Source organism: Mycobacterium sp. E802, from assembly GCF_001666875.1.
GTDB lineage: Bacteria > Actinomycetota > Actinomycetes > Mycobacteriales > Mycobacteriaceae > Mycobacterium.
The window spans coordinates 24,914-35,552 of sequence record NZ_LZJD01000044.1; the positions used below are offsets into that span (position 1 = coordinate 24,914).

At 66.8% G+C, this 10,639-nt stretch carries 13 protein-coding genes; 7 read left to right on the plus strand and 6 right to left on the minus strand.

Annotated features, from left to right (window positions below; genetic code table 11):
- Positions 1-6: 6 nt before the first annotated feature.
- The gene (locus A5699_RS06290; protein WP_067767016.1) at positions 7-450 is read right to left on the minus strand and encodes a limonene-1,2-epoxide hydrolase family protein; all 444 of its coding nucleotides are present in this window, start codon (positions 448-450) and stop codon (positions 7-9) included.
- Positions 451-490: 40 nt separating this feature from the next.
- On the opposite strand from A5699_RS06290, the gene A5699_RS06295 reads away from it, so the two are divergent.
- From A5699_RS06295 to recX, 5 genes are all read left to right on the plus strand, one after another.
- Positions 491-1,663, plus strand: a complete 1,173-nt coding sequence (locus A5699_RS06295; RefSeq protein ID WP_067767055.1) for a glycosyltransferase — start codon at positions 491-493, stop codon at positions 1,661-1,663.
- Between the two features lie 9 nt (positions 1,664-1,672).
- Positions 1,673-1,867, plus strand: coding sequence for a DUF3046 domain-containing protein (locus tag A5699_RS06300; RefSeq protein ID WP_067767019.1), 195 nt, complete (start codon positions 1,673-1,675; stop codon positions 1,865-1,867).
- Complete coding sequence (locus tag A5699_RS06305) at positions 1,868-2,116, plus strand: hypothetical protein (protein WP_231965606.1); 249 nt, start codon at positions 1,868-1,870, stop codon at positions 2,114-2,116.
- Positions 2,117-2,281: 165 nt separating this feature from the next.
- Positions 2,282-3,334 (plus strand): recombinase RecA, encoded by a 1,053-nt coding sequence (gene recA, locus A5699_RS06310; RefSeq protein WP_067767022.1) that lies wholly within the window; start codon positions 2,282-2,284, stop codon positions 3,332-3,334.
- Positions 3,303-3,863, plus strand: coding sequence for a recombination regulator RecX (recX, locus tag A5699_RS06315; RefSeq protein WP_067767025.1), 561 nt, complete (start codon positions 3,303-3,305; stop codon positions 3,861-3,863). Before recA ends, recX begins: the two co-directional genes overlap by 32 nt.
- Here the strand turns inward: recX and A5699_RS06320 are convergent, their stop codons facing one another.
- From A5699_RS06320 to A5699_RS06335, 4 genes are read right to left on the minus strand one after another with little or no spacing between them, the layout of a single operon-like run.
- Positions 3,864-4,760 carry an amino acid ABC transporter permease gene (locus A5699_RS06320; RefSeq protein WP_067767028.1) on the minus strand — a complete coding sequence of 299 codons (897 nt, stop codon included), beginning with the start codon at positions 4,758-4,760 and terminating at the stop codon, positions 3,864-3,866.
- Positions 4,760-5,440: an amino acid ABC transporter permease gene (locus A5699_RS06325; protein ID WP_067767031.1), complete on the minus strand. Its 681-nt coding sequence runs from the start codon at positions 5,438-5,440 to the stop codon at positions 4,760-4,762. Before A5699_RS06325 ends, A5699_RS06320 begins: the two co-directional genes overlap by 1 nt.
- A gap of 21 nt (positions 5,441-5,461) precedes the next feature.
- Positions 5,462-6,274, minus strand: a complete 813-nt coding sequence (locus A5699_RS06330) for a glutamate ABC transporter substrate-binding protein (protein WP_067767034.1) — start codon at positions 6,272-6,274, stop codon at positions 5,462-5,464.
- Between the two features lie 31 nt (positions 6,275-6,305).
- Positions 6,306-7,034, minus strand: a complete 729-nt coding sequence (locus tag A5699_RS06335) for an amino acid ABC transporter ATP-binding protein (RefSeq protein WP_067767037.1) — start codon at positions 7,032-7,034, stop codon at positions 6,306-6,308.
- 158 nt (positions 7,035-7,192) lie between these two features.
- Between A5699_RS06335 and miaB the strand changes: the two genes are divergently transcribed.
- Positions 7,193-8,758, plus strand: a complete 1,566-nt coding sequence (gene miaB, locus A5699_RS06340) for a tRNA (N6-isopentenyl adenosine(37)-C2)-methylthiotransferase MiaB (protein ID WP_067767041.1) — start codon at positions 7,193-7,195, stop codon at positions 8,756-8,758.
- Positions 8,746-9,351 carry a hypothetical protein gene (locus A5699_RS06345; RefSeq protein WP_067767044.1) on the plus strand — a complete coding sequence of 202 codons (606 nt, stop codon included), beginning with the start codon at positions 8,746-8,748 and terminating at the stop codon, positions 9,349-9,351. Before miaB ends, A5699_RS06345 begins: the two co-directional genes overlap by 13 nt.
- Here A5699_RS06345 and A5699_RS06350 read toward each other — a convergent pair.
- Positions 9,348-10,639: DUF349 domain-containing protein (locus A5699_RS06350; protein ID WP_231965608.1), on the minus strand; the 1,292-nt coding region annotated here is incomplete at its 5' end. The two genes, A5699_RS06345 and A5699_RS06350, sit on opposite strands and share 4 nt — an antisense overlap.

The window sequence follows — 10,639 nt, forward strand, 5'->3', positions numbered from 1 at the left end:
ACCGCCTCACAGAGTGGTGCGTAGCGACGGCACCACCACGCCGGCCAGGCCGCGCAAGGTCGCCTTGAACATGTCGAGGAAGTCGAAGTAGTCCCGCCACAACGTGATTCGGCCATCGTGCACCTCGAACACACCACACACCCAGAACTGCAGGCGCAGCGGCCCGAAGACCAGGGCATCGGTGCGTTCGGTCAACACGGCATTGCCGTCGGCGGCGATCCGGTGGATCTTCACCTCGAAGCCGGTGCGGCCCTGCATCGACCGGAAGAGCTTCATCGCCCGGTTGCGCCCGTAGATGGTCGGAAGGCCGACGTTCTGGTAGACGAGGTTCTGGGCCAGGGCGTTCTCCGCGGTGTCGAAGTCCTGCTCCTGCAGCGCGTTGAGGAACGTCTCGACCGTTGTGACAGACGTGGTCGAGGCCTGCGCGGCCGTGGTGGATTGGTCAGCCATGCCCGAAGCCTAGTGGGATGTGCTGTGGCAGGGTAGGTCGGTGCGCGTTGCCATCGTCGCCGGACCCGATCCCGGACATGCCTTCCCGGCCCTTGCGTTATGCCTGAAGTTCGCCGCCGCTGGGGACCGTCCGACGTTGCTGACCGGCGTGGAATGGCTCGAGACGGCACGCGCGGCGGGTGTCGATGCGGTTGAGCTGGTCGGTCTCGATCCGATCGACGACGATGACGACGCCGACGCCGGGGCCAAGATTCATCAACGTGCCGGGCGGATGGCGCAGCTCAACGTGCCTGTCCTGGGTGATCTGCGCCCGGATCTGGTGGTGTCCGATGTGATCACCGCCTGTGGTGGACTGGCTGCCGAACTGCTCGGGCTGCCATGGGTGGAGCTCAACCCGCATCCGCTGTATCTGCCATCGAAGGGATTGCCGCCGATCGGGAGCGGATTGGCCCCCGGCGTCGGCCTGAGGGGCCGGCTGCGCGATTCCGTCATGCGCGCCCTGACCGCGCGATCCTGGCGGGCCGGGCTGGCCCAGCGGGCCGAGGTGCGGACCGAGATCGGCCTGCCCGTCCTCGACCCGGGACCGGTGCGCCGGTTGATCGCCACCCTGCCGGCCCTGGAGGTGGCCCGCCCGGACTGGCCGGCCGAGGCGGTGGTGGTGGGTCCGCTGCACTTCGAACCGACCGACGCGGTGCTGACCGTGCCGCCGGGCGCTGGGCCGGTGATCGTGGTGGCGCCGTCGACGGCGACCACCGGTACGCAGGGGATGGCCGAGCTGGCGCTGGAGTCGCTGCGGCCGGGCCAGACGCTGCCCGACGGCGCCCGCGTGGTGGTGTCGCGGCTCGGTGGGGCCCATGTCGACGTGCCGCCCTGGGCCGTCGTGGGGCTGGGCCGTCAGGACGAGTTGTTGTCACATGCCGACCTGGTGATCTGTGGCGGCGGGCACGGCATGGTGTCCAAGACCTTGTTGGCCGGCGTGCCGATGGTCGTGGTGCCCGGCGGTGGTGATCAGTGGGAGCTGGCCAATCGTGTTGTGCGCCAAGGCAGTGCGCAGCTGGTACGGCCGCTGACCGGTGAGGCGCTGACCCGGGCGGTGGCCGATGTGCTGGCGTCGCCGTCGTACCGGTCGGCCGCCCAGCGGGCCGGTGCCTCGGTGACCGAGGTGGAAGATCCGGTACGGGTGTGCCATGACGCCCTCGTCGGCGCTGGGTAGGTTGGGCGCGTGCGGTTGACGGAATTCCATGAACTCGTGGACGGCCAGTTCGGCTCGATCCGGGGGCGCTCGCTGCTCGTCGACCATGTGCTCGCCGACCTCGACGGTCGAACGCCGGCGCAGGCCATCGAGGACGGGGTGGAACCGCGCACGGTGTGGCGGGCATTGTGTGCCGACTTCGACGTGCCCCGCGATCAATGGTGAGTGACCGGTCTTTTCCTGCTCGGGTTTTGGGCGTATACCGGACTTATGGGTCTGGGTGACCATCCGATGCGGACGCCGCTCTACGGTGTCCTGCTGGTGATCGCAGCGGTACTGCTGTGCTGGTTGGTCGCGTCCGTCTTGACCGGATGGCAGGCCGCCATCGGATATCTCCTGGCCATCGCGGTCGGTGCGACCGGTTTCGTGATGACGCTGCGGGATCTCGACAACTTCCCGAACTGGCGTCGCTGACGCCTGACCACCCGGCGTGTCCGCTTGAGTCGAACACGTGTTCGTCTAACATGGTCGGCATGTGAGGGCGAGATGCTGGTCGAGCCGACTTGTCGGTGGCTGCCTCTAGCGTCACGGCCAACTGATCGAAACCGATCACCGAACATCACGAGGACGGAGACACTCATGGCGCCACAGGCCCCCGATCGCGAAAAGGCGCTCGAACTGGCGATGGCCCAGATCGACAAGAATTTCGGCAAAGGCTCGGTGATGCGCCTCGGTGACGAGGTCCGCCAGCCCATCTCGGTGATTCCCACCGGCTCGATCTCCCTGGATGTGGCCCTCGGCATCGGCGGCCTGCCCCGCGGCCGCGTGGTCGAGATCTACGGTCCGGAATCCTCGGGTAAGACCACCGTGGCGCTGCATGCGGTGGCCAATGCCCAGGCCGCCGGCGGCATCGCGGCGTTCATCGACGCCGAGCATGCGCTGGATCCGGAATATGCCAAGAAGCTCGGTGTGGACACCGATTCACTGCTGGTGAGCCAACCCGACACCGGTGAGCAGGCGCTGGAGATCGCCGACATGCTGGTGCGCTCGGGTGCGCTGGACATCCTGGTCATCGACTCGGTGGCGGCCCTGGTTCCCCGCGCCGAGATCGAGGGCGAGATGGGTGACAGCCACGTCGGTCTGCAGGCCCGTCTGATGAGCCAGGCGCTGCGCAAGATGACCGGTGCGCTGAACAACTCGGGCACCACCGCGATCTTCATCAACCAACTCCGCGAGAAGATCGGTGTGATGTTCGGCTCGCCCGAAACGACAACGGGCGGTAAGGCTTTGAAGTTTTACGCCTCGGTCCGCCTGGATGTCCGCCGCATCGAGACCCTCAAGGACGGCACCGATGCGGTCGGTAACCGGACTCGCGTCAAGATCGTCAAGAACAAGGTCTCGCCGCCGTTCAAGCAGGCCGAGTTCGACATTCTCTACGGCCACGGCATCAGCCGCGAGGGTTCGCTCATCGACATGGGTGTCGAGCACGGATTCATCCGCAAGTCCGGCTCCTGGTTCACCTATGAGGGCGAACAGCTGGGGCAGGGCAAGGAGAATGCCCGCAAGTTCCTGCTGGAGAACGTCGATGTCGCCAACGAGATCGAGAAGAAGATCAAGGAGAAGCTCGGTATCGGTGCGGTCGTGACCGCCGAGGCCACTGATGACGTCCTTCCCGCCCCGGTTGACTTCTGATCCGTCGGGCACGCCCGAGGACGAGCAGGCGCAGGACCCTCGCAAGCGCGAGGAGCAGGCCAAGAACGTGTGCCTGCGCCTGCTCACCGTGCGGGCTCGCACCCGCGCCGAGCTGACCGAGCACCTCGCCAAACGGGGTTATGACGAAGGCCTCAGTGCCAAGGTGCTCGACAGGCTCACCGATGTCGGGCTGATCGATGACGAGGACTTCGCCGAGCAGTGGGTGCGGTCCCGGCACGCGAACGCGGGAAAAGGCAAGCGCGCCTTGGCTGTCGAGCTCCGCAAGAAGGGCGTCGACAACGACGTCATCGACGCGGCGCTGGCCGATCTCGACCCGGCCGCCGAACGGCAGCGGGCCGAGCAGTTGGTGCGGGACAAGTTGCGTCGCGAAAAGCTCAGTGACGACGGTGACGTGAAGGTGACCCGCCGGCTGGTCGGCATGCTGGCCCGCCGTGGCTACAACCAGTCGATGGCCTTCGACGTGGTCAGCGTCGAACTTGCCAGCGAGCGGGAGCGCCGTCGGGTGTGATCAGTCGCGCTGGGTCTGCAATACCTGCGCTCCCGGTGCGCCTTCCTGTTCGACGGCCTCTGGTTCCAGTGGTACGGGACCGCGACGAGAGCGCCGCATCCGGCGCTCGATCCTGGTGGCCAACGAGGACAGGGCGATGTTCACGCTGATCATCAGGACGGCGATGACGATCAACGCGGGAAGAATGTTCTGGTACACCGAGCCGATGTTCGTGCCCTGACGCACCATTTCCACGAAGGTGATCTGGTAGCCGATCGCGGTGTCCTTGAGCACCACGACGAGTTGAGACACCAACACCGGCAGCATCGCGGTGATGGCCTGCGGCAGCAGCACCAGCCGCATGGTCTGGGTCCAGGTCAAGCCCAACGACCATGCGGCTTCCCGCTGCCCACGGGGTAGGGAATTGACGCCGGCTCGGACGATCTCGGCGATCACCGCCCCGTTGTAGAGCGTCAATCCCGTCACCACCCCGGCCAGGGCGACGTACTCGGACGGGAAACTGCCGGAGAGGCCGTAGAGGAAGAACGCGAAGAGCATCATGATCAACACCGGCACGGCGCGGAAGAACTCCACGATCACCGCGCTGATCCATCGGATCGGGGCAATAGGCGACAGCCGGCCGATGCCCAGCACCATGCCCAACACCAGGGCCAGGACGATGGACACCGCCGCCGCCGTCAGCGTGCCCTCGATCCCGGGAAGCACGTAGGTAATCCAGAGATCCGACGTGAGGAACGGTTTCCACTTGTCGGGCTGGAGTTGATCCTTTTGCCACAGCCGGAACAGCACATACACGATCAGGACGCCGGCGCCGATCGCCGCGAGGATCGCCAGAACGAGATTGCGTACCCTCGCGCGCGGACCCGGCGCATCGAACAGGACTGATGCGCTGCGCATTATCGTGCCACCGCCAGGCGCTTACCCAGCCAACCGAAGAACAGTCCCAGCGGCAGTGTCAGCAGAATGAACCCGGCCGCCATGATCGCACCGACCGTGAGGACCGCGGCGGTGTCTTCGATCATGTCCTTCATCAACAACGCCGCCTCGGCCACGCCGATCGCCGAAGCGATGGTGGTGTTCTTCGTCAAAGCGATCAAGACCGACCCGAGTGGGATGATCACGGCGCGAAAAGCCTGTGGCAGCAGGATCAATCGCAAGTTCTGGCCGAAGGAGAAGCCTAGTGAGCGGGCCGCCTCGGCCTGCCCGATCGGCACCGTGTTGACCCCGGAACGCACCGTCTCGCACACGAACGATGCGGTATAGACGGTCAATCCGAGCACCGCCAGGCGGAAGTTGCTGTCGGTGATCGATGTCGGCGAGTTCGGATCGGTGAACGTGATCCGCATGGTCTGTCCCACCCCGAGCGCGCAGAACACGATGATCAGGGTCAGGGGAGTGTTGCGGATGACGTTCACGTACGCGGCGCCGAGCCAATTGAGCACTGGGACCGGCGCCAGCCGCATCGCCGCCAGCACCGTGCCCAGGATCAGCGCACCGATCGCGGAGTACACCGTCAGCTGGATCGTGGTCCAGAACGCCGCGAAGATCTGATCGCGGTACTCGTCGAAAATTTCCACGGTCGGTGCGCTACCCCCGGCTCAGTTGCGGTCGACGGCGGGCGGTTCCGGTGTGGTGATTCCGGCCGGGCCCAGATTGCGTTCGAACGCTTCCTTCCAGGCGCCGCTGGATTCCATCTTCTCGATGGCGTCGTCGATCTTGTTGCGCAGCTCGGTATCACCCTTCTTCAGGCCGATGCCGTAGCGCTCCTCGGAGAACTTGTCGCCCACGATCTTGAAGGCGCCCGGGCTCTGCGCGGCATAGCCGGCCAAGATCACCTCGTCGGTGGTCAACGCGTCCACGGCCCCGTTCTTGAGGGCGTCCAGGCACAGCGTGTAGGTGTCGTACTGCTGCAACTGCACCATCGGGTACTCGTCTTTGATCCGCTGCGCCGGGGTCGAGCCCGACACCGAGCACAGTTTCTTGTTGTTCTCCAGTGAGGCCGCGCCCGTGATGTCGTTGTTGTCCGAGCGCACCAACAGGCTCTGGCCGGTCAGCAGGTACGGCCCGGCGAAGTCGACCTTCTCTTTACGGGCGTCGGTGATCGAGTAGGTGGCCACGATGTAGTCCACCTGACCGTTCTGGATCAGCGTCTCGCGCTGGGGCGAGGGGGCTTCCTTCCATTCGATCTGGTCCTCGCTGTAGCCCAACTCGTTGGCCACGTACTTGGCCACGTCGACGTCGAATCCGGCCATGGTGCCGTCGGGCTTCTTCTGGCCGAGCCCGGGCTGGTCGTACTTGGTACCGATGACGATCTTGTTGCCGTCATCGCCACCGCCGCACGCGGTGGCCGCCAGGGGCAGCGCGATGGCGAGTGCGACGGTACCGACCAACTTGAACGGCACAGAGGGCATGTTCGGGTTCCTTTCGCCGGAGCGTCAGTGGTTAGTGGGACAGGATCTTGCCGAGAAAATCTTTGGCGCGATCGGATTTCGGATTGTCGAAGAACTCGGCCGGCGGCGCGTCCTCGACGATGGCACCGTCGGCCATGAACACCACCCGGTCCGACGCCCGCCGGGCGAAGCCCATCTCGTGGGTGACCACGACCATCGTCATCCCCTCGCCGGCCAGCGAGCTCATCACCGCCAGCACCTCGTTGATCATCTCGGGATCCAGGGCGCTGGTCGGCTCGTCGAACAACATCACCTTGGGGTTCATCGCGAGCGAACGGGCGATGGCGACCCGCTGCTGCTGACCGCCCGACAGTTGGGCCGGGTACTTGTCGGCCTGGTTGGCCACCCCGACCCGCTCCAACAGAGCCATCGCCGTCTCGCGGGCCTGCGCCTTGGATTTGCGGCGCACCTTCACCGGGGCGAGGGTGACGTTTTCCAGGATCGTCTTGTGCGCGAACAGGTTGAACGACTGGAACACCATGCCGACGTCTGAACGCAGCTGGGCCAGTCTGCGACCCTCGGCCGGCAGCGGTTGACCGTCGATGGCGATGGTGCCCGAGTCGATGGTCTCCAGCCGGTTGATGGTGCGGCACAAGGTGGATTTACCTGAGCCGGAGGGGCCGAGCACCACGACCACCTGGCCACGGCCCACCTCGAGGTTGATGTCGTTGAGTACATGCAAGGAGCCGAAGTGTTTGTTGACTTCCTGCAGTGAGATCATCGGCACATCTGGTGGCGCCGCAGCGTCGACCTGCGGCGGCTCGCCGGGGCTTCCCATGGCAGGTGACCTTACCCAGGGAACGTCCAACCTGCCCGGATCTGGAGAATCCGCCGCGTTGGCGATTTGGCCCGCTCCGTACCATTGAAGCCGTGACAACGATGGTGCCCCCCAACGAGCGCTTGCGCGAGGAGCCGTCGGCACCCCACGAGCACGCCGCACGCACCTACCAGGTCCGAACCTACGGCTGCCAGATGAACGTGCACGACTCCGAACGGTTGTCGGGCCTGCTGGAAGACGCCGGGTACCGGCGCGCCGAGGACGGCGCCGACGCCGACATCGTGGTGTTCAACACGTGTGCAGTGCGGGAAAACGCCGACAACAAGCTCTACGGAAATCTCAGCCACCTGGCCCCGCGCAAGAACGCCGACCCGAACATGCAGATCGCCGTCGGCGGGTGTCTGGCGCAGAAGGACCGCGACGCGGTGCTGAAGAAGGCCCCGTGGGTCGATGTGGTGTTCGGCACCCACAACATCGGCGCGCTGCCCACGCTGCTGGAGCGGGCCCGGCACAACCGCGCCGCGCAGGTCGAGATCGTCGAGGCCCTGCAGGAGTTCCCGTCGACCCTGCCCGCCACGCGCGAGTCCGCTTATGCGGCATGGGTTTCCATCTCGGTGGGTTGCAACAACACCTGCACGTTCTGCATCGTGCCGTCGCTGCGCGGCAAAGAGGTGGACCGTCGGCCCGGCGACATCCTGGCCGAGGTGCAAACCCTGGCCGCCCAGGGCGTGCTCGAGATCACCCTGCTGGGCCAGAACGTCAATGCCTACGGCGTGTCGTTTGCTTCGGACGAGCGCTTGCGCGAGGACCCGACGAACTGGTCGGATGTGCCGCGGGACCGCAGCGCGTTCGCCAAGCTGCTGCGCGCCTGCGGCGATGTGGACGGCCTGGAACGGGTGCGCTTCACCTCGCCGCACCCGGCCGAGTTCACCGACGACGTCATCGAGGCGATGGCCGAGACCCCGAACGTGTGCCCGACGCTGCACATGCCGCTGCAATCGGGATCCGATCGGATCCTCAAGGCGATGCGCCGGTCCTATCGGGCCGAGCGCTATCTCGGCATCATCGACAAGGTACGGGCGGCGATCCCGCACGCCGCGATCACCACGGACCTGATCGTCGGGTTCCCGGGGGAGACCGAGGAAGATTTCCAGGCCACCCTCGACGTCGTCGAGGCGTCGCGGTTCGCCAGTGCGTTCACGTTCCAGTACTCGATCCGGCCGGGCACACCGGCCGCCGACATGCCCGATCAGTTGCCGAAAGCGGTTGTCACCGAACGCTATCAGCACCTGATCGAGCTGCAGGAGCGAATCTCACTGCAGGAGAACCAGGCTCAGATCGGCCGGCAGGTCGAACTGCTGGTCGCCACCGGTGAGGGCCGCAAGGATGCCAGCACCGCGCGGATGTCCGGTCGGGCCCGCGACGGCAGGCTGGTGCATTTCAGTCCGGGCGAGGGCGAGATCCGACCCGGCGACATCGTCGTCACGACCGTGACCGGCGCCGCACCGCATCATCTGATCGCGGATGCCCCGCTGTCCGGTCATCGGCGCACCCGCGCCGGCGACGCCCATGCGGCGGGGCAGCGTCCCCGCACCGGCGTCGGGCTGGGACTGCCGCGGATCGGTGCGCCGACCACCCCGCCGGCATCAGGAGGATGTGGCTGTTGAGCAACGAAAGTGACTTTGACCGCTTCAAGGACGAGCTTGCCGACGTCGAACGCCGGGTGGCCCGCGAATTCGACACCGGCCCCCGGGCGATGGTGGTGGCGATCTTCGTGTTCGTCGTGCTGCTGTCGTTCGTGCTGCCCCACACCGGGCACACCAAGGGATTCGACGTCCTCGTCGGCGACGCCGTAGCCGTCGGCGATGGCGTCTCGCTGCCGTCGCGGGTGTTCGTCTGGCTGGCGCTGGTGTTCTCGGTCGGGTTCTCGACGCTGGCGCTGATCACTCGCCGCTGGGCGCTGGCCTGGGTGGCCCTGGCCGGATCCGCGGTGGCCAGTGCGCTGGGGATGCTCGCGGTGTGGTCACGTCAGACCGCTGCCGGCCATCCCGGCCCCGGTATCGGGTTGATCATCGCCTGGCTTGCGGTGATCGTGCTGACCTTCCATTGGGCCCGGGTGGTGTGGTCGCGCACGGCCCTTCAGTTGGCGGCCGAGGAGGACCGACGACGGGCGGCGGCCAAGGTGCAGCAGCAGGGGCTGTTGGGCCCGGGCGGCAACGGCGTCACCGATAAAAAGCCGGACGAGCCCGACAAGCCCTAACTGCGCTCGGACAGCGCGGCAGCGGCGGCGTCCGCCCACTGCCGCCACTGCTCGGCACTGGCCCTGGCCTCGGCGGCGTCCTTGGCCCGGCCGGCCGCTTCGGCCTTCTCGGCCTGCCGCTCGAACTGCTCGGCGCGGGCACGGAACTGATCGGCCCGAGCCTGGGCTTCGGGATCCACGCCGCCGGTCGGCGCGTCGCGGATCTTTTTCTCCACCGCACGCAGTCGTCGTTCCAGATCCGCGGCCCGCTCGCGCGGAACCTTGCCGATCGCGTCCCACTTGTCGCCGATGGCGCGCAACGCCGCACGCGCGGCGTCCAGATCGGTGGTGTCGATCTTCTCGGCCTCGGCCAGCAGTGCCTCTTTGGCGGTGGCGTTCGCCTTGAACTCGGCGTCCCGTTCGGCGTGCGCGGCGTTGCGGGCTCCGAAGAACGTGTCCTGCGCGGCCTTGAAGCGGTGCCACAGGGCGTCGTCGACATCCTTGGCCGCCCGGCCCGCGGCCTTCCATTGGTTCAGCAGGTCACGGAACGCCGCACTGGTGGCGCCCCAATCGGTCGACCCGGACAGCTGTTCGGCCTGCTCGCACAGCGCCTCCTTGACCTGGCGGGCACCGGCGCGGCCGCGGTCGAGTTCGGCGAAGTGCGAGCCGCGGCGGCGGTTGAACGTCTCCCGCGCTGTCGAGTACCGCTTCCACAGGGCGTCGTCGATCTTGCGGTCCAGGCCGGTGATGGTGCGCCACTCATCGAGGATCTCGCGCAGACGGTCGCCGGCGGCCTTCCACTGGGTGGAGTTGGCCGCCAGATCCTCGGCCTCGGCGGCCAATGCCTCTTTGCGTGCGGTCTGCGCGGCGCGGTGCTCATCACGCTGAGCACGCTCGGTCTGGGCGGCGGCGTCGGCATGCTCCAAAATCGCGGTCAAGCGGGCGCCGAGTGCGTCCACGTCACCGAGAACTGCTGCGGTGGGCAGAGTTTCGGCCAATGTTGCCGCGGCAGACTTGATCTTGCGAGCATCGCCGGTGCCGGAGGACAACCGGCGTTCCAGCAACGCCACCTCGGTGTGCAGATCATCGAAGCGTCGGCCGAAGTGGGCGAACGCCGACTCGGTGTCGCCGGCCTGCCACGATCCGATGACGCGCTCACCGGATCCGGTGATCAACCACACCGTGCCGTCGTCGTCCACCCGCCCGAAGCGGTGTGGATCGCTGGACGGCGCCGCCGCGACCACCGGGGCGACCCGGCTGGGGCGGGGGACTGGGCGCGTTGGACCTGGCCTCGGCGCGTCATCGGGCG

Coding starts and splice junctions, on each gene's coding strand:
- A5699_RS06290 (WP_067767016.1), bottom strand. CDS start 450: ATGGCTGACCAATCCACCACGGCCGCGCAGGCCTCGACCACGTCTGTC.
- recA (WP_067767022.1), top strand. CDS start 2,282: ATGGCGCCACAGGCCCCCGATCGCGAAAAGGCGCTCGAACTGGCGATG.
- recX (WP_067767025.1), top strand. CDS start 3,303: ATGACGTCCTTCCCGCCCCGGTTGACTTCTGATCCGTCGGGCACGCCC.
- A5699_RS06320 (WP_067767028.1), bottom strand. CDS start 4,760: ATGCGCAGCGCATCAGTCCTGTTCGATGCGCCGGGTCCGCGCGCGAGG.
- A5699_RS06330 (WP_067767034.1), bottom strand. CDS start 6,274: ATGCCCTCTGTGCCGTTCAAGTTGGTCGGTACCGTCGCACTCGCCATC.
- A5699_RS06335 (WP_067767037.1), bottom strand. CDS start 7,034: ATGATCTCACTGCAGGAAGTCAACAAACACTTCGGCTCCTTGCATGTA.
- miaB (WP_067767041.1), top strand. CDS start 7,193: ATGGTGCCCCCCAACGAGCGCTTGCGCGAGGAGCCGTCGGCACCCCAC.
- A5699_RS06345 (WP_067767044.1), top strand. CDS start 8,746: ATGTGGCTGTTGAGCAACGAAAGTGACTTTGACCGCTTCAAGGACGAG.